24 protein-coding genes, 1 tRNA gene and 1 pseudogene are annotated in these 20,978 nt (G+C 65.5%); 5 read left to right on the top strand and 21 right to left on the bottom strand.

Annotated elements, in window-relative coordinates:
- The first annotated feature begins 128 nt into the window (after positions 1–128).
- Positions 129–764 (top strand): helix-turn-helix domain-containing protein, encoded by a 636-nt coding sequence (locus tag GN330_RS12290; RefSeq protein WP_156713009.1) that lies wholly within the window; start codon positions 129–131, stop codon positions 762–764.
- Between the two features lie 23 nt (positions 765–787).
- Here the strand turns inward: GN330_RS12290 and GN330_RS12285 are convergent, their stop codons facing one another.
- The 7 genes from GN330_RS12285 to GN330_RS12255 all read right to left on the bottom strand — a co-directional run bounded on the left by GN330_RS12285 (position 788) and on the right by GN330_RS12255 (position 8,122).
- Complete coding sequence (locus GN330_RS12285) at positions 788–985, bottom strand: DUF2783 domain-containing protein (protein ID WP_156713008.1); 198 nt, start codon at positions 983–985, stop codon at positions 788–790.
- Positions 986–987: 2 nt separating this feature from the next.
- Positions 988–2,601, bottom strand: coding sequence for an FAD-dependent oxidoreductase (locus tag GN330_RS12280; protein WP_156713007.1), 1,614 nt, complete (start codon positions 2,599–2,601; stop codon positions 988–990).
- A gap of 49 nt (positions 2,602–2,650) precedes the next feature.
- On the bottom strand, positions 2,651–3,217 hold the full coding sequence (locus GN330_RS12275) for a DinB family protein (RefSeq protein ID WP_246188664.1): 567 nt from the start codon (positions 3,215–3,217) through the stop codon (positions 2,651–2,653).
- Positions 3,214–4,164: an MBL fold metallo-hydrolase gene (locus GN330_RS12270; RefSeq protein ID WP_156713006.1), complete on the bottom strand. Its 951-nt coding sequence runs from the start codon at positions 4,162–4,164 to the stop codon at positions 3,214–3,216. The genes GN330_RS12275 and GN330_RS12270 overlap by 4 nt, the downstream gene beginning before the upstream one ends.
- A gap of 54 nt (positions 4,165–4,218) precedes the next feature.
- Positions 4,219–5,532 carry a homogentisate 1,2-dioxygenase gene (hmgA, locus tag GN330_RS12265; protein WP_156713005.1) on the bottom strand — a complete coding sequence of 438 codons (1,314 nt, stop codon included), beginning with the start codon at positions 5,530–5,532 and terminating at the stop codon, positions 4,219–4,221.
- A 98-nt stretch (positions 5,533–5,630) separates the two neighbouring features.
- A complete protein-coding gene (locus tag GN330_RS12260) occupies positions 5,631–6,446 on the bottom strand; it encodes a hypothetical protein (RefSeq protein WP_156713004.1) in 816 nt (271 codons plus the stop codon).
- The gene (locus GN330_RS12255; protein WP_197435145.1) at positions 6,443–8,122 is read right to left on the bottom strand and encodes a glycosyltransferase family 39 protein; all 1,680 of its coding nucleotides are present in this window, start codon (positions 8,120–8,122) and stop codon (positions 6,443–6,445) included. The genes GN330_RS12260 and GN330_RS12255 overlap by 4 nt, the downstream gene beginning before the upstream one ends.
- Positions 8,123–8,334: 212 nt before the next feature.
- Here GN330_RS12255 and GN330_RS12250 point away from each other — a divergent pair, with 212 nt between their 5' ends.
- Entirely contained in the window at positions 8,335–9,291 is a 957-nt protein-coding gene (locus GN330_RS12250) for an NAD-dependent epimerase/dehydratase family protein (protein ID WP_197435144.1), read from the top strand.
- Positions 9,292–9,310: 19 nt separating this feature from the next.
- On the opposite strand, the gene uxaC is transcribed toward GN330_RS12250, so the two are convergent.
- Together uxaC and GN330_RS23485 are read right to left on the bottom strand one after the other, a co-directional pair.
- The gene (gene uxaC, locus GN330_RS12245) at positions 9,311–10,720 is read right to left on the bottom strand and encodes a glucuronate isomerase (RefSeq protein ID WP_156713001.1); all 1,410 of its coding nucleotides are present in this window, start codon (positions 10,718–10,720) and stop codon (positions 9,311–9,313) included.
- Positions 10,721–10,997: 277 nt separating this feature from the next.
- Positions 10,998–11,282, bottom strand: coding sequence for a hypothetical protein (locus GN330_RS23485; protein ID WP_197435208.1), 285 nt, complete (start codon positions 11,280–11,282; stop codon positions 10,998–11,000).
- On the opposite strand from GN330_RS23485, the gene GN330_RS24215 reads away from it, so the two are divergent.
- Entirely contained in the window at positions 11,196–11,486 is a 291-nt protein-coding gene (locus GN330_RS24215) for a Rid family hydrolase (protein ID WP_425487164.1), read from the top strand. The genes GN330_RS23485 and GN330_RS24215 overlap by 87 nt on opposite strands.
- A gap of 2 nt (positions 11,487–11,488) precedes the next feature.
- On the opposite strand, the gene GN330_RS12235 is transcribed toward GN330_RS24215, so the two are convergent.
- Positions 11,489–13,369, bottom strand: coding sequence for a methyl-accepting chemotaxis protein (locus GN330_RS12235; RefSeq protein ID WP_156713000.1), 1,881 nt, complete (start codon positions 13,367–13,369; stop codon positions 11,489–11,491).
- 40 nt (positions 13,370–13,409) lie between these two features.
- Positions 13,410–13,589, bottom strand: coding sequence for a hypothetical protein (locus tag GN330_RS12230; RefSeq protein ID WP_156712999.1), 180 nt, complete (start codon positions 13,587–13,589; stop codon positions 13,410–13,412).
- 378 nt (positions 13,590–13,967) lie between these two features.
- On the opposite strand from GN330_RS12230, the gene GN330_RS12225 reads away from it, so the two are divergent.
- Positions 13,968–14,044: transfer RNA gene (locus tag GN330_RS12225), tRNA-Arg, on the top strand.
- Between the two features lie 541 nt (positions 14,045–14,585).
- On the opposite strand, the pseudogene GN330_RS24210 reads toward GN330_RS12225, so the two are convergent.
- From GN330_RS24210 to GN330_RS12205, 4 genes and pseudogenes are all read right to left on the bottom strand, one after another.
- Positions 14,586–15,575: pseudogene (locus tag GN330_RS24210) on the bottom strand (recombinase family protein); the annotation flags it as partial.
- A complete protein-coding gene (locus GN330_RS12215) occupies positions 15,572–16,012 on the bottom strand; it encodes a hypothetical protein (protein ID WP_156712998.1) in 441 nt (146 codons plus the stop codon). The pseudogene GN330_RS24210 and the gene GN330_RS12215, both read right to left, overlap by 4 nt.
- A gap of 14 nt (positions 16,013–16,026) precedes the next feature.
- Positions 16,027–16,734 (bottom strand): hypothetical protein, encoded by a 708-nt coding sequence (locus GN330_RS12210; protein WP_156712997.1) that lies wholly within the window; start codon positions 16,732–16,734, stop codon positions 16,027–16,029.
- Between the two features lie 153 nt (positions 16,735–16,887).
- The gene (locus GN330_RS12205; protein ID WP_156712996.1) at positions 16,888–17,355 is read right to left on the bottom strand and encodes a hypothetical protein; all 468 of its coding nucleotides are present in this window, start codon (positions 17,353–17,355) and stop codon (positions 16,888–16,890) included.
- Between the two features lie 86 nt (positions 17,356–17,441).
- Here GN330_RS12205 and GN330_RS12200 point away from each other — a divergent pair, with 86 nt between their 5' ends.
- Positions 17,442–17,693: a hypothetical protein gene (locus GN330_RS12200; RefSeq protein WP_156712995.1), complete on the top strand. Its 252-nt coding sequence runs from the start codon at positions 17,442–17,444 to the stop codon at positions 17,691–17,693.
- A gap of 5 nt (positions 17,694–17,698) precedes the next feature.
- Here GN330_RS12200 and GN330_RS12195 read toward each other — a convergent pair whose 3' ends face one another.
- The 6 genes from GN330_RS12195 to GN330_RS12170 are packed head-to-tail and all read right to left on the bottom strand — an operon-like array spanning position 17,699 to position 20,921.
- A complete protein-coding gene (locus tag GN330_RS12195) occupies positions 17,699–17,950 on the bottom strand; it encodes a hypothetical protein (protein WP_156712994.1) in 252 nt (83 codons plus the stop codon).
- Positions 17,947–19,383 (bottom strand): type IV secretory system conjugative DNA transfer family protein, encoded by a 1,437-nt coding sequence (locus tag GN330_RS12190; protein ID WP_156712993.1) that lies wholly within the window; start codon positions 19,381–19,383, stop codon positions 17,947–17,949. The genes GN330_RS12195 and GN330_RS12190 overlap by 4 nt, the downstream gene beginning before the upstream one ends.
- Positions 19,380–19,655, bottom strand: coding sequence for a hypothetical protein (locus GN330_RS12185; RefSeq protein ID WP_156712992.1), 276 nt, complete (start codon positions 19,653–19,655; stop codon positions 19,380–19,382). The genes GN330_RS12190 and GN330_RS12185 overlap by 4 nt, the downstream gene beginning before the upstream one ends.
- Complete coding sequence (locus GN330_RS12180) at positions 19,652–19,957, bottom strand: hypothetical protein (RefSeq protein ID WP_156712991.1); 306 nt, start codon at positions 19,955–19,957, stop codon at positions 19,652–19,654. Before GN330_RS12180 ends, GN330_RS12185 begins: the two co-directional genes overlap by 4 nt.
- A complete protein-coding gene (locus GN330_RS12175) occupies positions 19,954–20,355 on the bottom strand; it encodes a hypothetical protein (protein WP_156712990.1) in 402 nt (133 codons plus the stop codon). The genes GN330_RS12180 and GN330_RS12175 overlap by 4 nt, the downstream gene beginning before the upstream one ends.
- Entirely contained in the window at positions 20,352–20,921 is a 570-nt protein-coding gene (locus tag GN330_RS12170) for a hypothetical protein (protein ID WP_156712989.1), read from the bottom strand. The genes GN330_RS12175 and GN330_RS12170 overlap by 4 nt, the downstream gene beginning before the upstream one ends.
- Positions 20,922–20,978 lie beyond the last annotated feature (57 nt).

Genomic DNA, 20,978 nt, shown 5'->3' with positions numbered 1-20,978 from the left:
AAAGCTCTCTCCCGGGCTGTCGCCCGACGAATGTCAAAACCGTAGCAAGAAATTTCCGATAAGAAAATCGATATTTTCCTATCGGAAAATCTGTGGACGCCGCACTGCGCCGCGCGTAAACTTCGCCGATGGACAAACCCACAGACCGACGCGCCCTGAAACTGACCGAACCGGCCGACCGCCGGGTCAGAATGGGCGAGCGGCTGCGCGAGATCCGTCACGAGCGCGGCCTGACGCTGGCCGAGGTGGCGAAACGTTCGCGGCTCGCCGTCTCGACCGTATCGAAGGTCGAGCGCGGCCTGATGGCGCTGACCTATGATCGCTTCAGCCAGCTCGCCGACGGTCTCGGCGTCGACGTGTCGGCGCTGTTTTCCGAACACGGCGAACGCTTCCGCCCCGGCGAGGTCGCGGTGTCGCGTGTCGGTGAGTTCCGCCTGCACGAGACGGAAAACTATTCCTACGAGATGCTGTTTCCCGATCTGTGGCACAAGGGCATGACGCCGATGCTGGGCACGTTGCGGCCGCTGGAGACGATGCGCTTCGACCGCTTCATCAGCCATGACGGCGAGGAGTTCGCCTTCGTCATCGAGGGCAGCGTGACCATTCATTTCCAGGATCTGGAGCCCGTCACGCTGGCCACCGGCGAGAGCGCCTATTTCGATTCGGGCCGCGGCCATCTTTACGCCGCCGCCGGGCCCGACGGGGCACGCATGCTGGTGGTGTGCACGCGCCCGTTCGAGCCGCCGGAGCCTTCGTCGACATAACAGCGCTACGAACTGTAGCCGGCTTATTTTTTGTCGCCGGCCGCCGCCTCGAACGCTTCGTGTAGCACGTTCCGATCGCCGATATGGTTGGCCAGCAACAGGATCAGTCGCGCGTTGATGGCGTCGCTTTCGGCCTTGTCGCGCCCGTCATGCAGCGCCAGCAACTCGGCATAAAAATCGTCCGGACCGGCAATGTTGGGCTGTGTAACGAGTTTCGCCATCGTCATGTCTCCCGCCCTACCGCGCGCCTGAGAGCCGCGCGCACGGCCTCTTCGTCAAAGGCCAGCCAGCGCGCGGCCACGTGCTGGTCGGGCCGCATCAGATAGACCGCACCCGACGCCGCGCCGAGATAACGCTCGGCAAGCCCCCCGGACGGGTCGTCATCCGACGCCAGCGCGACCCGTGCGATCTCGACGCCGTCGACGTCGAGCCGGTCGGGCGCGTCGCGATCGATTGTCAGAAGCTGGAAGCCGCCGCCCAGCCGGTCGAGCAGCCAGCCGCCGGCCACCGGCGCGTCGGCTGCCGGCGAGCCGGGCCGTGTCCGCGCAGGCATGTCGTCGGCGTCGGGCCCGTTGAGCGGCGACCCGTCATAGGTGCACGGCACCGACAGCCTGCCCGAATTGACCAGCGGCCGGGCGAACGCGAAGCTTTCCGACAGATCGAGAACCGCGTCGCGAAACAGCCGGCTGGTTTCGGATTTCGGCGTGATGAAATCGGTCGACCGGGTCGAGTTGCAGATATTCTCGTCGGCGCCATGGAGGCGCTCTTCATCGTAGCTGTCGAGCAGGCTTTCGGGCGCCAACCCGTCGAGAACCAGTTTCAGCTTCCAGACCAGATTGTCGGTGTCCTGCAGGCCCGAATTGGCGCCGCGCGCGCCGAACGGCGAAACCTGGTGCGCCGCGTCGCCGGCAAACACCACCCGTCCGTGCCGGAAGCGCTCCATGCGCCGGCACTGGAAGGTGTAGACCGACACCCATTCCAGTTCGAAGCGCGCGTCCTCGCCGAGCATCGCCTTCAGCCGCGGAATGACGTTTTCCGGCTTCTTCTCGCGTTCCTTGTCGATGTCCCAGCCCAGTTGCAGGTCGATCCGCCAGATCCCGTCGGGCTGCTTGTGCAGCAGCGCGGACTGGCCCTTGTTGAAGGGCGGGTCGAACCAGAACCAGCGCTCGGTGGGAAAATCGGCCTCCATGCGCACGTCGGCGATCAGGAAATTGTCTTCGAACACGCGGCCGACGAAATCGAGCCCCATCATGGCGCGCACCGGCGAGCCGGCGCCGTCGCAGGCGACTAGCCAGTCCGCCTCGAGCCGGTACGGCCCATCGGGGGTTTCAACCTCAAGCCGCACCCCGTCCGCGCCGGTCTCCACCGCCGTCACCCGGTTTCGACCCCGGATCTCGATCGGCCTGCCCTCGGCCTCGAGCTCGCGGACCCGGTCTACCAGATATTTTTCGAAATGATATTGCTGCAGGTTGATGAAGGCCGGCCGCTTGTGGCCCGCCTCCGGCAACAGGTTGAACCCGTAGACCCGGCGCTGGCCGAAATAGACCTTGCCGAGATTCCAGGTGACGCCCTTTTCAACCATCGGCGCCCCGCAACCCAGCCGGTCGAGGATTTCCAGCGGTCGCTTGGCAAAGCAGATCGCGCGCGAGCCGAACGACACCTTGTCGTTGTCGTCGAGCACGACGACGGGCACGTCGTTCAGCGCCAGGTCGATCGCCGCGGCAAGCCCGACCGGCCCCGCACCGACCACGACGACCGGACGGCGCGCGGGCGTGGCTGCGTCCTGATCGGGCGAGCGCCGATAGGCATAAAGCGGGGTTTCGAAGATTCGGTTCATGATGCTGGTCGTCCTCCCGTCGACCCGACCCCGGCCCCTGCCTCACGCGCTATCGGTGATAGGGCGCGGCCGTGGGATGGCGGTCGTAATCGAGATAGAATTCGTCGAGCTGCGGCGGTGCGATCCCGGCATGCTGCACTTGCACATGCGCCTGGCCGCGATGGTGGATCTGGTGCTGGAAAAGATGCAGCAGCAGCGCGTCGACCCGTTCCGTCACCGCGCCGTCCGCGCGCGCCGTCACCCGCGTCTCGGCGAGCGCGGCCGGGTCGAGCGCCTGGCAAAACCGCGCCAGACGCAGATCGGCCTCGGCCTGCAGGGCACCGAGCGCGGCCGGATCGTCGATCTCGGGCCGGTCGTAGACCGCGCGCCCGGCGCCGCCACGCTCGAGCGCGTCGAGGTAATAAAGATCGACCTCGTGGATATGGTTGAGCGTTGCGGCCAGCGACGGGAAAAACCCCGGACGCGCGGCGGTGAAGGCCGCGGCCGACAGGTCGCGCAGCGCGCCGTATAGCCGCGCATTGGCCCAGGCATTGTTCAGCGCCATCAGGCGATAGGGCTGCATTGCGGCTCCTTGCTCGCCGGATTTCGCGTCGCTGTCGGCGTCGGCCGTCTTCATCCCTGCAGCCTTGCCCACATCTCGCGGTCGCGTTCGGCCGTCCAGATGCGCGGCGTGTCGATGCCGAGCGCCTCGTCATAGGCGCGCGCCACGTTGAACGGCAGGCAATGTTCGTAGATCGCGTAATCGGCGAATTTCGGGTCGCAGGCGGCACGACAGGCGTCCCATGCCTGTTTCAAGGAACCGCCGCCCTGGGCGATGCGCATGATCGGCCGGAAGGTCGAGGTGACGAAATCGGCGGTGTTGTCGAGCGCGGCGTTGACCATCTTCTCGCCGACCAGCGCGTCGCCGCGCCCTGGCGCAATCGCGTCGAGGCGATAGGCCCGGATCGCCTCCAGCGTCGCCGGCCAGTCGCCGAAATGGCCGTCGCCGCAATAGCAGGCGGAGTGATATTCAACGATGTCGCCGGTGAACATGACATTGGCGTCCGGCACGAACGCCACGATGTCGCCGGCGGTGTGGGCGCGGCCGAGGAAGCGCAGATCGACCCGGCGCTTGCCAAGGAAGAAGGTCGCGCTCCTGGAGAAGGTCAGGCTCGGCCAGGTCAGGCCCGGAATCGATTCATGCCCCTCGAACAGGCGCGGGAAGCGGCCGAACTCGGACTCCCAGTCCTCCTGGCCGCGTTCGACCACCATCGCCCGCGCCGTGTCGGACATGATCGTCTCCGACGCGCCATAGGCCGAAGCGCCGAGCACGCGCACAGCGTGATAATGGGTCAGCACGACATATTTGATCGGCTTGTCGGTGACCGAGCGCACCTTCTCGATCACCTTGTTGGCGAGACGCGGCGTGGCCTGGGCGTCGACGATCATCACGCAATCGTCGCCGATGATGACGCCGGTATTGGGATCGCCCTCGGCGGTGAAAGCCCACAGATCGCGGCCGATCTCGGTGAAGGAGATCTTCTTTTCGGCCAGGTCGCCGGCGGAGGCGAAGGATTTGGTCATGGATGGGTGTCCCCGTCTATCGGTTCAAGTTCGCCTGATGGCCGGCGCCGGAGATCAGCTCCAATCGCCTTCCCTGGTGCCGTTGAAGCGCTTTTTCAGGTCGCGCCAGCAATCGATATAGTTGTCCTGCAAGGTCTCGAGCTCGGCGGCGAAACGCGTCAGCATCTGCGGAAAGCGGGTCTCGAACATGAAGGCCATGGTGTCGTCGAGCTTGACCGGCTTCAAATCGGCGCGCGAGGCCTTTTCAAAACCGGTCGCGTCGGGCCCATGGGCGAGCATCATGTTGTGCAGGCTCATGCCGCCGGGCACGAAACCCTCTTCCTTGGCGTCGTACTGGCCCCGGATCAGGCCCATAAACTCGCTCATGATGTTGCGGTGGTACCAGGGGGGGCGAAACGTGTTTTCGGCCACCAGCCAGCGCGGCGGGAAGATGACGAAATCGATATTGGCCGTGCCGTCCTCGCCCGACGGCGCGGTCAAAACGGTGAAGATCGACGGGTCGGGATGGTCGAACAGGATCGCACCCACCGGCGAGAAGGTCGACAGATCGTATTTGTAGGGCGCGTAGTTGCCGTGCCAGGCGACCACGTCGAGCGGCGAATGGCCGATCTCGGTGACATGGAAGCGGCCGCACCATTTGACGATCAGCCGGCACGGCATGTCCTTTTCCTCGAACCAGGCGACGGGCGTCTTGAAATCGCGCGGATTGGCCAGGCAATTGGCGCCGATCGGCCCCCGGTCGGGCAGGGTGAATTTGGCGCCGTAATTCTCGCACAGATAGCCGCGCGCCGGACCGTCGATCAGCTCGACCTTGAACACCAGGCCGCGCGGCAGCACGCAGATTTCGCCGGGCGCAACCTCGATCACGCCCATCTCGGTGACGAAGCGCAGGCCGCCTTGTTGCGGCACGACAAGCAGTTCGCCGTCGGCGTTGAAGAGATGATCGTCGACCATGTCGACATTGGCGACATAGACATGCGCGGCCATGCCGACCTGTGTCAGCACGTCGCCGGCCGTGGTCACGGTGCGGATGCCGGCGACGAAATCGGTTTCGACTGTCGGTATCGGCACCGGGTCCCAGCGCAACTGCCCGAGCGCCAGCTGGTGATCGTCGACATTGGGCGCGCTTTTCCAGTGCGGCTGCGCGAAGGCGGAAAAGCGCGCGGTATGCCGGACACTCGGCCGGATGCGGTAGAGCCAGGATCGTTCGTTGGTGCCGCGCGGCGCGGTGAAGGGCGAGCCCGAAAGTTGCTCGGCGTAAAGCCCGTAGGCGGGCCGTTGCGGCGAGTTCATGCCCTGCGGCAGCGCGCCGGGAAGCGATTCGGTCTCGAAATCGTTGCCGAAGCCCGGCATGTAGGAAAAGGCCAATCGCGCCTCCTTGCGGCGTTGCGGTCAAGTCGTTGCGTTTGTAACCATCGAAAATGTAACTATCAAACGCCGGTCGCGGCCGGACCGCAAGCCCGTTCTCAGGCGCCGAAGGCCGCTCGCAGCGCGCGCCGTGCGCCGGCCATCGCCTTCCAGCGCCGGTTCGCGCCGGTCAGGCCGAGCAAGGAACCGGCATCGTTGTAGATCGTGTAGACCGGCTCGCGATCCGGCCGTTGGCGCGCCAGGCTGATGACGGGGCGCCCGGCGCGCTGCAGATAGTAGGACAGCCACAGATCGTCGACCAAGAAGGCGTCCTCGTCATTGGCGATCCGGGCCCAGAAATCCGCAATGCCGTCGAGCGCCGCCGCCGGTAGCGCGATGCCGTCGACCCCCTGGCCAACGGTGACGCCGCGATAGCGGAATGTGAAGAAGGAATGGGCGCGGTGCGGATCGGCGGCATGGGCGCGTGCGAATGTCGACACCATGTAATCGCGGTAGGCGACGTCGTCGTCGACGACCACCATCAGCGCGTCGGGCGTGCGCGGCACGCGATCGAGCGCGCCGAGAAACTTGGTCGCCGGACCGTGGTCGTGCTCGCAGCGGACGACCTCGATGCGCTCATCGCGATCGCCGAGCCAGGCTGGAACCGCGTCCAACCTGCCGAAGCGACGATAGTCGCGTGGCACGTTGACGAAGATGCGCTCGGGCGGATGCGACTGCGCCAGAAGGGAATCGAGGCAGCGGCCGAGCCCACCGATGCGCGGCGGGATGGTCGTCAGGCTGACGAAGACGCGGACCTTCGCGGCCGCCTCCGGCGTGGCCAACGGCGACGGGGCCGGGTCGATGCCAAAGAGGCTGTTGAGGTCTGCGAGCGTGCTCGCCACCGTGCGCCGGAACGGGTCTCGTGCCGCCGTCACGACGCCGCCGCCGGGACAGTGCAGGGTTTTTCCCCGTCCGCTCCGCGCCGCCAACGCAACAGCATGATCGTGCGCCGGTCGAGAATGCGCTCGTCGATCAGTTCCATGCCCTCGGGCCGGTTGTCCCAGGAGCGCCAGTAGCGATCGCGCATGGCGACAACGCCGCAGGACTTGCCGGCCACGGCGGCGGCCAACGCCTTTGTGCCCCAGATGTTCGGTACGGCGCGGCCGGCATAATAATCGAACATGCCTTCGCTGAAGGGCGGATCGTAATAATAGAGCGCATAACCGGCATCGGCGTGCCGGCCCATGATCTCGCCTTGCACGCGCGGCGACATTGTATCGTTCAAGCCCCGGATGGTCAGTAGGTAATAGGGCAGAAACACCAGCGCCAGCCCGGTCGCCAGGCTGCCTACGAAGATAATCGGGGGCCGACGACGCAGCATAACGAGTAACGCCAGCGCCACCAGTCCGGTGGCAAAGATCATCCATTCGCCCTTGATCCGCTCCGGCCACGGCAGCGCCTGCGGCAAGGCCGGCAGGGCGGTGACAAGCACCGCCAGGAAGCCGAGCACGACCGAAAACACGGCCACGCGCCTGGAGCGGGGAAGCTCGGCCAAAAACAACGCGATCAGCATCGCCGTCTGCGGGTAGAAGGTCAGCACCAGGAAGCGGACTTTGTAGTCGAAGCTCGATATGATCGCCAGGCTGCCGAGGGCCGTGATCCAGAGATAGGCGCGGCCCTTGTGTTCGCCGCTTTTTTGCGGCGCACCCCACAGCGTACGCCAAAACGCGCTTTCGCCCAGCCGGCGCCAGGGCAGGAAAAACAGCAGCACCGTCCAGGGCAGCCAGAATTCCGGCAGCCGACGCAGATAAAAATAAAACGGCTCGGCCGCGATCCAGGTATCGAGCGCGCGCGCAAGCGTTTGCTCGACGAGAATGGCGTGCAGGAAGCCCAAACCTTCGACGGCGACGACACCGGCCAGATAGGTTGCCATCATGGCGGCGTAGACGGCTAGGCCCGCCCCGTAGCCACGGTCGAGCAGCGCGGCGAGCCGGCGTTCGCGGGCGAGAAACAGAACGAGGCCCGCCAGCGGCAGCAGGATCCCGATAGGTCCCTTCGTCAGCGTCGCCAGGCCGGCCATGGCGAAGGCGAGCATCGCCGCGCGCGGCGTGAGGTCCCGCGGTCCCGTCGCCGCGCGGTAGAAAAAGACATGGCTCAACAGGATGAAGGTGCAAAACAACAGGTCCATGCGCGGGAAATGCGCACGCTCGATAAAGAAATGATCCGTCAGGAGCACGAGCCCAGCCAGCAGCGGGACGCTGCGCGGCAGGCAAAAGGCCCGCGCGGCATGAACCGTCGCGGTGAGGAAAAAAAGCGCCGACAGCGCGGCGGCGAACTGGAACAGGGCCGGGTCGCGACTGTCGAATAGCCAGCTCAGCCCGGCCAGCATCCAGAAATAGAGCGGCGGCTTGTCGGGATAGGGTATCTGGCCGACGTGAAGCACCAGCCAGTGGCCGTTTTCCATCATCTGCATGAAGGCGGCGGCATGGCGTGGCTCGTCGGGAAACCAAACCTCTTTCGCCCACAGGGTGGGCAGGGTCTGGAGCGCGAGGATCGGCGTCAGCACCAGCATCGGCCGCTCGACGGCTCGCCTCATCGCCTTGGCCAGCACGCACCCTCTCCCAGGGCCTCTCGACATCCGGTTTCGGACGCAGCGCCCGCGACGCGATTGCATCCGCCAGCCGGCGGGGCTATTGCGCCCCTGGCCCAACCATGCGCAAGCCATAGACGGGTTTTCGACGCAAGGTCAATCGAGCCGCGCGTCGGCGCCGCGGCAACGCCCGGGCGAGGGCCTCGCCGATGCCTTGCGGCAGGGGAACGACAGTGACGCACAAGCGTATCCTGATCACGGGCGCGACAGGCTGTGTCGGACGGCGCATCGTCGCGCGCATCGCCGCGCAAACACCCCACGAGCAGGTGCTTGTGGTGCGCGATCCCACCCGGCTGGAGGCGTGGACGCGGGATCACCCGCGCATCACACTTGTGACGGCCGACATGCGCGCGATCGGCGACCACCGGGCCGAGATCGGCGCGGTCGACGCCGCGGTGCTCGCCGCCGCCGCCTGGGGCGGACCGGAAGCTTTTCAGCTCAATCTCGACGCCAATCGCGTCGCCGCCGCCCTGGTCACCGATGGCGGCCGCGTGTTTTATTTTTCGAGCGCCAGCGTGCTTGCCCGCAACGGCGCCTTGCTTTCGGCTGCCGACGCGCTGGGCACCGACTATATCCGCTCCAAATTCCAGCTCGTCGGCGCCATGGAGGCCATGGCCGAGCGGGTCGACATGGTCGGCCTGTTTCCCACTCTGGTGATCGGCGGGACCGGACCGGAGACCCATTCGCATTTCGCCCGGCTGCTGATCGAGGCCGGCCGCTGGGCGGGTCTCGTGCGCCGGCTTTCGGCGGATGGCCGTTTTCATTTCATCCACGCGGAAGACATCGCCCGGATCGTCGCGCATCTCGTCGACGCGCCACCAGGCGAACGCGCCGGCGCCGAGCGGCTGGTGCTCGGCAATCCGGCTATGAGCGTCGACGATTTCGTCGCGGCCTATTGCGCCCATATCGGCCGTCCGGTCGGGCGGCGCCTGCGGCTGCGCGACTGGATGGCGGAATCGGCGATCCGCGCCTTCCGCATCCGGCTTTCGCCGTGGGATCGCTACTGCATGGAGCACCGCGAGCTCGACTTCGAGCACGCGGTCACGCCGACCGATTTCGGCCTCGACCCTTATTGCGCGAACCTTTCCGATGCGCTCGAGAGCATCGGTATTCCGCGCGCGACGCGCTGAAGCCGGCGCCCCTTCCCGCTCAGAGCCGATAGGCGGCCCGGGCCAGATTGACGGCCAGGTCCGCGGCAAGGTCTGCCGCCTCATCCTCGCGCAGCCGACCGGTCAGGACGAGCTCGGCCAGAAAGGCGCAGTCGACGCGGCGGGCGACGTCGTGACGCGCGGGTATGGAGGGAAAGGCGCGGGTGTCGTCATTGAAGCCGGCGGTGTTGTAGAACCCCGCCGTTTCGACGGTCGCGCGGCGGTGGCGCAGCATGCCCTCGACACTGTCGTAAAACCACCAGGGCGGGCCGAGGGTGAGGCATGGATAGGCACCCGCAAGCGGGGCGAGTTCGCGCGCATAGGCGGTCTCGTCGAGGGTAAACACAATGACGTTCAGGCCGGGCTCGAGGCCGACCGCGTCGAGCATCGGTTTCAGCGCGTCGACATAGGAGGCGCGGCCTGGCATATCGAAGCCCTTGTCGCGGCCGAACAGCCGGTGGATCGCCGGCGAATGGTTGCGGCGCGCGCCGGCGTGGATCTGCATGACCATGCCGTCCTCGACGCTCATGCGCGCCATTTCGGTCAGCATCTGCGCCCTGAATAGGGTCGCCTCGCCGGCCCCTGCGCGGCCACCGGCCACGAGCGCATAAAGTTCGGCGGCTTCGGCCGGCGACAGGTCGGCGGTATCAGCGGTGGGATGGCCATGGTCGGTCGCGGTGGCGCCGGCGGCGCGAAAGAAGGCGCGGCGACGTCGATGGGCCTCCAGATATCCGCTCCAGCTTTGCGTATCGCAGCCGGTGACCTCGCCGAACCGGCGCAGATTGTCACCGAAACCCTCGTAATCGGGGTCGGTGACGGAATCGGGCCGGTACGTGGTGATGACGCGCCCGCTCCAGCCGGAGGCGGCTATCTGCTCGTGCCAGGCAAGATCGTCGAGCGCGCCCTCCGTCGTCGCCAGGACCTCGAGGTTGAAACGCTCGAAAAGTCGGCGCGGCCGGAACTCCGCCCCTGCCAGTTGCTCGGCGATGCGGTCGTAGTAGCAATCCGCGGTTTCGGGTCCGAGCGGCACGGTCATGGAAAATAGCGTCTCGAAGGTGTGGTCGAGCCATAGCCGGGTCGGGGTGGCGCGAAACAGGTGATAATGCTCGGCAAAAAGCCGCCACACGGCGCGGCGGTCGGTTTCGCGCCGTTCGCCCGATAGTCTGGCGACGCCGAGAGCGTCGAGACGCACGCCCTGGCTGATGAGCATGCGCAACACGTAATGGTCCGGGATGACAAGCAACTCGGCGGGATCGGCGAAAGGCTCGTCGCGCGCGAACCAGCGCGGATCGGTATGACCGTGCGGGCTGACGATAGGCAGGTCGCGGACAAGATCGTAAAGCCGCCGCGCCAGCGCCCGCGCGCCCGGCTCGATCGGAAACAGACGGTCTTTGTCCAGCAACGCACCCAAAACGCCTCTCCATCGTCGATCCGCGCGCAGCAAGCCCGTCACCGCGCGCGCCTGTCAACTCGCCGGCCCCGGCCGCACGACAAAAAATCTGGCCGGAGGCTTCGCCGGCGATCGGCAGTAGAACCCGGTGCGACGCATGTTTCGACAAATCGTGCCGGGCGCATTACCCCGCCGATACTCAAGCCGGACACAGACTGGGCTCCCTGCGCCCCGGCGCCGATGCGCATCGCGCCGGAAATGCTTCCCGCACGAAGCAGTCCGGAATACCAAACGATGGTTATTTGACCACCATTGCCCTACCGTCGGCCGTCGGAAGCTGCGAGTGAGGGCGCGTCGTGATGTTCGATCGAGAACTGATTTCAAACGGAAATCCAATGGAGGCAATCGTCGGTTTCAGCCGCGCTGTCAGAGTTGGCCCGTTGATATCGATCGGCGGAACCGCCCCGGTCGGGCAAGATGGCAAGACGGCAAGACCGTGGGCGTGGGCGACGTCGCGGCGCAAACGCGCCAATGTATCGAAATCATCAAGGCGGCGTTTGAGGAGGCCGGCTCCGGTCTTCATGATGTGGTACGCACTCGCGTAGTTCTGACGGACATCTACAACTGGAAAACCGCCCTTGACGTTCGGAAGGAATATTTCAAGGACGTCCGACCGGTGGACACGATCATGGCCGTAATCGTTTCGTCAACCCGGAATGGCTTGTCGAATTCGAAGCCGATGCGGTCATCGCGGGCTAGGGCGTTGGCCGTTCGGCTTGAAGCCTGAGCCTAAAATTCCCGCCAGCCATCCGTCTCGGCGTCAAGCGCAAGCGCGGTGGCGCCGTCGGTCGCAGCACGGGGCACTGGCGGTGACCCTGCCTGGTGGGACGGCGTGAGCGATGCCGGGCCTCCGACCCGATAACCGGCCTCGACGCGAAAATCGGCGATCAGATCCATCAGTGCCGCGCCATCGTGCGCGACTGTGTGGCCAGTCGCGGCAAACTGCTCGGCCAGCGCCGCGCCTCGTCGGGTCGCGGCGTCGATGCCGTTTATCGCCCGGTCGACGTCGCGCAGGGTCTGTGCCTGCTCCTCGGCCGCCTTGGCGATGATGCTGACAATCGCGTCGAGGGACCCGACCCGGCCGCCGATGCTGTCGATGAACTCGCCGGTCTCCGACACCAGCCGGGTGCCGTCCTTCACCTCGCTCGCGGAAACCTTGATCAGTTGTTTGATTTCGCGCGCGGCCTCGGCCGAACGCCGTGCGAGCGCACGCACCTCCTGGGCGACGACCGCGAACCCCTTACCGGCCTCACCGGCGCGCGCAGCCTCGACCCGGGCATTAAGCGCCAGGAGGTTGGTCTGAAAGGCGATTTCGTCGATCACGCCGGTGATCTTGGTGATCTCGCGCGAGGATTTTTCGATGCCGGTCATCGCCACGATCGTCTGGCTGACGACCGTGGCGGCACGATCGGCGTCGCGCGCCACTTCCGACATGGCGGCCCTCGTCTCGGCCGCGCCCTTGGCAGTAGCCGTGACCGAACTGGCAACGTCGTTGACCGCGGCTACGGTTTGTTCCAGCGCCGCGGCCTGCTGCTCGGCGCGGCGGGCGAATTCGACCGCGGCGGCGCGTACCCCGCCGGCGCCGCTTTCGAGCCGGCATCCAGTGTCGGCGACGCGGCCGATAGTATCCTGGAGGCGGTCCATCGCGCGATTGAAATCATCCCGGAACTTGCGGAACTCGGCCGGGACATCGACCGTAAGCCGCGTGGTGAGGTCGCCGTCGGCGAGCCGAACGAGGCCGGCGCCCAGCAGCCTGACTACCGCGGACTGCAGCTTGGCCGCTGCGGCGCGGGCAGCCTCGTTACGAACGCGCTCCCGCTCAATGTCGTGGCGCTGGGCCTCAACGTCACGGTCGGCCGCGCGCCGTTCGGCTAAAATGGCGCGGAAGTCCTCGAGCGCGCGGGCGACGTGGCCGATCTCATCGACGCGCCGGCGCTGCGCGACCGGGGGATCGAGATCGCCGGCCGCGAGCGCGTCGACGCGCCCGGCAAGGGCGCGCAACGGTTTGCAGATCAGCCTGCCGACAATCCACGACAGAAGAACGATCAGAAATAAGGTCGACACCGTCTGCACGAGGGCCAGGCCGGCGTAGAGCGAACCGCTGACATCCTCGATCGGGGCCGTGTTCCACGCCAGCGCGATATGTCCGAGCGGTCTGCCGCTCGGGGCGCGGCCGGCCGGCGCGACCATGACGACGCTGCCATCGAGCCGCGTGGTGCGGATCGTCTCCGGCGCGGCCGCGACGAGCGCGGCGATCGCTGCTTCGATCGGCGCCGCGTCGACGCCCGGCGCGACGAAACCGGCGATCTCGACCGTGTCGGCGCCGAACGCCGCGGCCATCAGCAGCCTCCTGTCGGGATCGGCTTGATAACCGGCATAGGCCTCGGCAACCAGGTCAGGCGTTTTCGACCCGATGCCCCCGGCCGCGGCCGCGGCGATCTGGCCGGTCCGCATGGCCCAGCCGTCGATGGCGAGCGCCTGGAGGTCGGCCCCGGCCATCCGGTCAACGATGAGGATCGACGAGGCGAACGCCGCCAGATTGACGAAAACCGCGCCCAGGATCAGCTTGAAGGTGATCGACAAGCCGCCGAGAAAACCGAATCGCCGCATGCCTGTCCTTCGCGTTTCGCGCCTGGGCCAAACCGTGCCGTCAAGCGCCGCCCACACCGGCGCCGGCGGTAACGATCGGCTCTCCGCCAGCCGTATCGGCCTGCCACGGCACGATATTGGCCTCGGCGTCATCGACAACCGGCGCGACATGGTTCCGCGCGGCCGCAGCGTGCGCGAACGGACATGCGGCGAATATGGTGGCACACGGAAACTCGATCATGGATGTCCTCCGGAACGGCGGACGCGACGGCCGGTCGAATCACAGCTGTTCGGGCAACCATGCTCGACAAAACTTGCTCCAATCTTGCCCGGCGACGCCCGTGCGAGGCTATCGCCGGCACCGGCGGCCGCGAGGACGGTGCTGAAAGCGGATGGCGGGCCGAAGGCGGCGGGCACGCGCGGCGACGAACGCCCGCTCTTTCGGCGCGCCGCCACCTTTCCACCAGTCCTACCCGGCAGGCCTGGAAGCCGGGTCTCCGCCTTCAGTCCGCATGCGGCTCGATTTCCTCATTGATGCACCGGCCTGCTTCGGCTAAGAAGCGGCGACGTCGTCCAGCTTTCGTTCAAGCTTGGCGAATGATCGCCGGCCGACCGGCCTGCACCCGTAGCTCAGCTGGATAGAGCGCTGCCCTCCGAAGGCAGAGGTCACAGGTTCGAATCCTGTCGGGTGCGCCAATCCACTTTTTGCCATCTCGTGACCTCCTAACATGTTGAATGGTATGGTGGTTTTTGCGGTTCGAAACCCGTCTTCGCGGTGGTAGGCCAGCCGCTCGGCAAAGACCAGTTTCAGCACCGTTCGTTTGTCGTCCAGACGCTCCGAAGCCCATAGTTTCCAAGGGCTTGCGAGGAAGGCCATGGCGAGTTCGAACATTTCGTCGAAGGACCGCGGTGGGGCCGGCTTCACCTGCATCTTTTCAGCCGCAATCAGCTTGTCGCGCTCCAGTTTGGCAAGCCGCTTTTCGTAGGCCTGGACCGCGGTCGTGGAGGTCGCCTTTACGATCAGATCGACGATCTGCTCGACCTGGCGTTCGATGCTGACGATCTCGGCGCGCATGGCTTCGATAAGTCCGTCGACCTGCGCGCGGCGCATCTCCCAGCCGGTGCGGAACATCTCCTTGCCGATCGCATACATGCGGCGCGTCGGCGTCAGGTCGTGAAGCATCGCTTCGAACGCGCCCTCGACCTGGTCACGCGGGATCGATTTGCGGCGATCGACGCAGTCGTTGTTGTGGCAGAGATAATAGGGGTGCTTCTTGCCGGTGCGGCTGGTCGACCAGCAGGCGGTCAGGGGACGCCCGCACGAACCACAGGTGACAAAGCCTCGAAGCGGGAAGTCGGCGCTAATATCGCGGCGCGCCGGCGCCTTGGCGCCGCCCTTCAAGCGGTCCTGGATTTTTTGAAAGGTCTGGCGCGTGATCAGGCCCTTGTGTTTGGCCTCGCGAAGCGGAATCTCCCATTTGGGCACTTCGATGTATCCCGCATAGGTGATGCGGGTGAGCAGGTCGTTGACACGCTGATTGCGGATTTCTCCGTTGGGCAGGTCCTTGGGATATTCGGGCTGGGCCTCGAGGAAGCGCTTGACCTCGACCTGGCTGGCAAAACGCCCGGATGCATAACCTTCGAGCGCTTCCTGCACGATCGAGGCCAGCGGCTCGTCGCGCACCAGCATTTTGCCGTGGCCGTCGCGCTTCTTGTATTTGTAGCCGACCGGCGCGGCGAAGACGTAATAGCCGTTGAGGCAGCGCGCCTGCATCCGGTTCAAGGTCTGCTCGGCATTCTTGCGGCTCTGGTGCTGCGAGACCGAAGCCAGGATATATTCGTGAAGCTCGCCGTCGGCGTCATCGCGCAGTTCGACCGAGGGGGATTCCAGAATGCCGCCGGCCCGCGAGATCGCCTGCCGCAATTCGAAGTGAACACGCACATTGCGGGCAAAACGCGTCAGATCGTCAACGATGACGACACGCGGGTTCTTGCGGTCGGCCTGCAGATAGGTGAGCAGCGCCATCAGGCCGGGACGATCGGCGCGGCGCCCGGTCAGATCGTCGGTGAACAGGCGCTCGACGGCATACCCCTTATAGGCCGCATATTGCCGGCATCGGGTCTCTTGTGAGCCCAAACCATCGCCTCTCTTGACCTGGGCGCGGCTGCTGACGCGGCAATAGATCACCGCGCGGGTGACGTTGTGGTTCTTCTGATCGAACTTCATGATGTGTTTCCTCCTGGATCGTCTCCTTCTTCTTTGTTGTGTCCGGCTTGTTGGTTGTGTCCGGCTTCCCGGTCGCCTCCGGTCTTGCCGAACGCAGCGCCAGGGCCGGACTCCTTCTGCGTTGCCGCGTCCTCTTCATTCGAGGACGCAGCCGCAAGGCGCATGGCTTGCTGGACGGGTTCGATGCCGAAGCCGAGATCGACAAAGGTGATGATAATATACCAGAGCGCCTCGATAAATTCACGCTTTTGATCCTCGCTAAGATCGCTATCGGCCAGGTGATGTTCAAACAGCCGCCAATCGACCTCAATCGGCCCGAGCGGACGCGGCGGGCAGGCCGCGTCCTCATCGATATCGTCCTCCAGCCCGGATCGATGGGGGCCGCGTACCGTTACGGCGCGGCCCCCATGCTCGTCATTTGTCGTCAAACTCCGCATACCGCCAGCTCCCCTCAAGGCCGCGGGCCGACACGCGAGCGCGAGGCGCCCTGGCGCCGCGCCGGGGCCTCGCGGACATCATCGCCATCCTCGCGGCCCGAGGCCGAACGCTGGAAGCGGCGGCTGCGCTCACCGCGCCCGTTCTTTTGCTCGCGGGCTTCCTTCTCGGCCTCGATCTGCGGGCGGTAGAACTGCTCCTCGAGCTCCTTGCCCCAATCGTAAAGCTCCGCGTTCTCGGCGGCCTTGAACTCCTCCTTCATCAGCCGCTTGGCGCCGGCATCGGTGATGCCGAGCTCGTCGGCAAGCGCCGCGCCCTGATGGGCGAAGGCACGGTTGAAGTTGATCTTGTCGCCTTTTTCGATCATGTCGCCGACGCCCAGCGCATAATCATAGGCAAGCTTGCGCTGCGGCTCGGTCAGCTTCTGCTCGCGCTCGGCCAGCTCCTCACGCATCTGGTTCATCGACTTGCCGGTGCGTATGCGGAAGAGATCGCGAAGAATGGTCTCGCCCTTGGCCAGGTCGATCTTCTCGGTGCGGGCAAAGGCGTAGGCGTAGTCGGAGAGCTTTTCCTTGAAGGCGCCGGACTTCTTGATCTCGCGCTCGATGATGCCGGTATTGGCCATCGCCTCGTCGAACTGGGGATCGGTCAAAAGCCTTCCCGAGAAGCTCTCCCGGGCTTCCATCACCCGGTCTTTTTCCTTGGGGTCGTAAAAATAGTTCATGGTCGTCTCCTTTCGTTGCTTGCTACCAGAACATTCAGCGAACATACTAGGACATTATTCCTAGTACACCCAAGACAAATCCGCGCAACTTTGTTTCGTTTCATTTGACGTAACCTGTGCAACCGCACAGCTTGACGCCGTGTCCTGCCCGGATCATCGCTGCCGCGGCCGGTTGCGCCGGCCCCGCCGCTCAATGCCGCTGCGGCGGTCGGTGACGCGCCCAAACTCTTCGCGCGCCTTGCCGCGCCAATTGTTCTCGCGCATGGAGCGTTGGACGAGCTCGCGCAGTTTCTGGCTTTCGAAGTCGTCGATACGGGCAATGCGCTGGTGATGGGCCTCGCGCACCTCGCGCTGCGCCTGCCGGAGCGTGGCGGCGGCATCGAAGCGGTCATGTTCCGCCCAGGCCGGCTTGAGATCGAACGATTTTTGCGCCGCCTCGTCGATCAGCCGGCGACGGGTCTGTTCGACGCGGCTCAGGTAACGCGATGCATAAAGATCCTTCTCGCGGGCGCGGGCCCGATCGCAGCGGGACTGGATCGCCTGCCGCTCGCCCCACTGGCGCGGGCTCTTGAGCGCCCTTGCATCCTTGCGCAAGGATGCCAGTTCGAAGACCCGGCGCAATTCCTCTGAGACCGTCAAACCCATGCTGAGCCTCGCTTTGATGACACGATTTGCATTGGCCGGTCCGGTTTCGGCATGCTTCCAGGATGCAGAGCTTCGAGGACCGGGAAGATGTGGAAGAGTGGCTGGCACCGCTCGGCTGGGACGCCTTCTGGCGCGAGGTCGCGCCGTTCGGCCTCGAACTGCCCGAGCGCGCGGACTGCGATGCCGACATCGCCGCCGGGAGCGTCGACGAGGCGAGCGCGCTTTCGGTGCTCAAGGGCATGGTGCGGCTTGAGCTTGTCCAGCGTTACGGCCTGCGCCCGCGCGATGTCATGCCCTGGTATGCGCTCCATTGAGGCGATCATCGCGCCGCCTCCTTCTTGCGCATCACAAACCACGGGCAGCGCCCGTCTTTCGGCCTGGTGACGAACTGACCGTAGGGACCGGTGAAGACGCAGCGCGTATACCAGCGCGACGCAAGACCGGTTTCCCCGCCATGATAGGAATAAGACCACACCGGATGCGGCAGGCCGTAAGCCTGGTAGATCACAAACGCCGCGATCGGGCCGAGGAGCCACAGAAGATAGGAGGGACGCAGCAAGCGGGGTTTCATGCGGCGTCCTCCCCGGCATCACGCGCCGGCGGAACGTCCAGCCACACCTTGGGATCAGGCGGCAGCGGCGCGCCTTCGAGCGGGTTGGCGCCAAGATCGAAGCAGAACGGTCCGATCTCGTTCTGGCGGATCTTTTTGCAATGGATGAAGCCCACATCCGGGAGGTGGACGATCTGCTCGTCCGGCGGGAGCTTCATCAGCATGTCGGCGGTGAACAGGCGCTCGCGCCCGCTCGAGTAATTGCTGGAATAATCATTGCGGTTCGAGCTCAGCCCCAGGCCCGTCGAGACCGCCTGGCCGTCGCCCATCGCTTTGGAGACACGCTCGGCTTCCTCGAAGTTCGAGAACTTCAGCCACTGCTTGGTGGTGCAGTTCTCCTCAAGGATCGCGGTTTCTTTCTCGCCATAACGGCGGACGATGTCCTGGCGAGACTGCGCGATGAAGATGGAGCGAGCGCGGTAGGCGCGCTGGATCGTGACGCGGTTCAGCGCATCGCGCATCGGCGCGTTGCAGACCTCATCGAGAATATAGTCCGCCGCGCCGACATTGCCCGAGAGCTGCGCGTTCATCAGCGCCAGGAAGTGCAGGGCGTAATGCGCGCCGAGCCGGTCGGTATGGCGCGCCGGATTGACAAAACACACCCCCCAGCCATCCGCGATCAGCTCACGGTGCGTGAGATCGGGCGAACGCCCGGCCTCGGCAAGCGGCCCGCTGGCGTAGATCTTGAGCGCAGAGAGTGCCGCGCGCAGATGCTGCGAATAATGCTCGGGATTGTCCGCCATCAGCGCCAGGATCTGGTGCGCGCCGGTAGCCAATATCATGTCATCGGCATCGGCAGCGTCCGACAAAGCCCTGTGCCAGGAGCGCGGATCGCGCAAAAGCGCGTTCAGCCCGCCTGGGGTTGCCAGCCGCGGGTGTCGCGCGAGCAGGATATTGAGGCCGACGGCCAGGAACTCGCGCGGGCTCTCGCGCCAATAAAAATTCTTGGCATCCTCCTTCGGTTCTTCGATCAGCGCATGACAGATATTGTCGATGATGAAGGGCAAATCGTCATCGTCGTTGCGCACGGCCTCCACCGCCGCGCCGAACGGGTTGAGCGAGAGACGAAAGGGATTGTCCTTGCCCAGCACGGCGAAGTCGTCGACCATGCCGAACTTGCGGCCATGAATGGCGCAAAGCGGCGCCACCTGCGCGGCGATCTCGCCCTGTTTGACATCATTGGCAAAAAACGCCCGGCCGGGATCCGCCAGCAGGCATTCGATCGCCGGGACCGCGACGCAGGTCGTCTTGCCGCCGCCCGCGGCCGCGAACACAAGCGTCGAGCCGGCGTTTTTGGGTTCCAGGATCGGACGCCCGTCAAAGGTCAGCCCGAGAATGCGGCGTCCGGCGGGTGCATGCCGGCGGCGCGGGCGGAAAGGGCGGAGCCATCTCATGGCCGCTTGCTCCTCATATAAAACGGATCGAATACGACCGGCTGGCGACCGCCGCGCGGGGCGCGGACAAACGATGTCGGAAGCGACCTGCCCTTGTGGTCTTCGGTGACGCCGGGATCGCGATCCTGCCCGCCAGGGCCAACGAACGGCACCGCAACGCAGGTCGTCTTGCCGCTGCCGGGTGGCGCGACGAGGGTGGCCCGTGGCTTCAATACCGGCTCAAAGAGCGGGCGCGGACCAATCAGGCCGAGAGGCTGGCGCGGCGTCTTCATTCGACCATCCCCGCACGCTTCAAATCATCATGGCCGGCAAGCCGGGCCGATTTGGGCGGGCCGCCCTGGGCCATCAGTTCGGCAAGCGCCTTGTCGCGGGCATAAAGACCGGTAATGGCGTTCAGCGCATTGACCAGCGCGCCCAGCGATCCCAGGCCCATCATCACGCTCAAAACGCCAAAGCCCCACCATTCGGCGCTGCCCGGCCACGATACCCAGGCGATGAAGCCGAAGGCCGCCGCCCAGAGAAGCTGTAGATTGATGCCGATCACGGCGCCGATGGAGCGCGGAAGACGGTTCATGTCACGTCGTCCCGGCGCCTGCGCTTTTCATGCGCGACCATGGCTTCCGCGGCCGCGTCGCGAACCTCGCGCAATTGCCGGACCAGCCCATAAGTCAGCGCGACCTCTTCACCGCGCAGCGCCAGCGAATGCACCTGCAGGCAACCGAAGATAAGGGCGGCGGCAAGGGCGAGCGCGAAGGCTACGGCCAGCGCCGCAATCTCGCTCGCATAGAGATATCGCTGGAAGATCGCGGCAAAGCCGATCAGCCCGAGTGCGGGCGGTACGAGGAAGTAAAGCAGAGGCCGCTCGACCGAGACATTTTCGATGTGCGCGATCGCATAGGTCTTGCGCGGCGTCTTGAGCAGGTACTCGGTCACTTCGAAGCGGCCCGAGCGATAATAGATCGCGCCGCTCATGATCCACCTGCCTTGCCCGTGCAGGCACCGGCGCGCTGCACCTCGGCCATCTTCTGGCCGAAGCTGGCAATCGAGGCGGGCCGATAGGCGGTGAGCGAGCCGGTGAACAAGGCCCAATCGCTCCTGGTCTCGCCAATCGCCTTGTCGGCAATGCAGCCGCAGACATCGCCGGCCTCGCCGAGCCGGGTTTTTGTCTCGGCTTCGATGCGCCTTTTGGCATCCTGGTAGGCTTGGCGGGCTTCTGCGGCTTGCCTGCGGTAGAGCGCGCCGAGATCACCGGCCATGCCATCGAGCCCGAAGAGATCGCCCATGCCACGCGACATGCGGCGCAGTCCCTCCATGGCCGGGCTGTTGCTAAAGCGCTCCAGCTGGCGCGCGGCAAGCTCCCTGGCGGGATCGGCCGAAGGCAGGTTGAGACCGGCGAGCCGGTCCTTGCCTTGCTGCTTGACCATTTGGCGGAGGTTGATCTCGCAGGCCGGCAGGTAATCGGCGCGCACCACCCGCTCGCCTATCTTGGGGCCGATCAGCAGATAGTTGGCACCGCCCCAAACCAGCAGCGAGGCCACAAAAGCCTTGGGCAGGATATCGGCGGGGAAAGGACCCGGAAGCATGGGAGGTCTCCT

The organism is Nitratireductor arenosus (assembly GCF_009742725.1).
GTDB lineage: Bacteria > Pseudomonadota > Alphaproteobacteria > Rhizobiales > Rhizobiaceae > Mangrovimarina > Mangrovimarina arenosa.
Note: the sequence above shows the minus strand (reverse complement) of the source record. Positions and strands in the feature narration are given on the sequence as shown.

Excerpts from the sequence above, each read along its gene's own strand:
- GN330_RS23485 (WP_197435208.1), bottom strand. The coding sequence starts at position 11,282 with ATGAAGACCGGAGCCGGCCTCCTCAAACGCCGCCTTGATGATTTCGAT.
- GN330_RS12175 (WP_156712990.1), bottom strand. The coding sequence starts at position 20,355 with ATGAGCGGCGCGATCTATTATCGCTCGGGCCGCTTCGAAGTGACCGAG.
- GN330_RS12210 (WP_156712997.1), bottom strand. The coding sequence starts at position 16,734 with ATGAACTATTTTTACGACCCCAAGGAAAAAGACCGGGTGATGGAAGCC.
- GN330_RS12185 (WP_156712992.1), bottom strand. The coding sequence starts at position 19,655 with ATGAAGACGCCGCGCCAGCCTCTCGGCCTGATTGGTCCGCGCCCGCTC.
- GN330_RS12285 (WP_156713008.1), bottom strand. The coding sequence starts at position 985 with ATGGCGAAACTCGTTACACAGCCCAACATTGCCGGTCCGGACGATTTT.
- GN330_RS12215 (WP_156712998.1), bottom strand. The coding sequence starts at position 16,012 with ATGCGGAGTTTGACGACAAATGACGAGCATGGGGGCCGCGCCGTAACG.
- GN330_RS12270 (WP_156713006.1), bottom strand. The coding sequence starts at position 4,164 with ATGACCAAATCCTTCGCCTCCGCCGGCGACCTGGCCGAAAAGAAGATC.
- GN330_RS12290 (WP_156713009.1), top strand. The coding sequence starts at position 129 with ATGGACAAACCCACAGACCGACGCGCCCTGAAACTGACCGAACCGGCC.
- GN330_RS12180 (WP_156712991.1), bottom strand. The coding sequence starts at position 19,957 with ATGAACCGTCTTCCGCGCTCCATCGGCGCCGTGATCGGCATCAATCTA.
- GN330_RS12190 (WP_156712993.1), bottom strand. The coding sequence starts at position 19,383 with ATGAGATGGCTCCGCCCTTTCCGCCCGCGCCGCCGGCATGCACCCGCC.
- GN330_RS12195 (WP_156712994.1), bottom strand. The coding sequence starts at position 17,950 with ATGAAACCCCGCTTGCTGCGTCCCTCCTATCTTCTGTGGCTCCTCGGC.
- GN330_RS12280 (WP_156713007.1), bottom strand. The coding sequence starts at position 2,601 with ATGAACCGAATCTTCGAAACCCCGCTTTATGCCTATCGGCGCTCGCCC.
- GN330_RS12235 (WP_156713000.1), bottom strand. The coding sequence starts at position 13,369 with ATGCGGCGATTCGGTTTTCTCGGCGGCTTGTCGATCACCTTCAAGCTG.
- GN330_RS12230 (WP_156712999.1), bottom strand. The coding sequence starts at position 13,589 with ATGATCGAGTTTCCGTGTGCCACCATATTCGCCGCATGTCCGTTCGCG.
- GN330_RS12275 (WP_246188664.1), bottom strand. The coding sequence starts at position 3,217 with ATGAAGACGGCCGACGCCGACAGCGACGCGAAATCCGGCGAGCAAGGA.
- GN330_RS12200 (WP_156712995.1), top strand. The coding sequence starts at position 17,442 with ATGCAGAGCTTCGAGGACCGGGAAGATGTGGAAGAGTGGCTGGCACCG.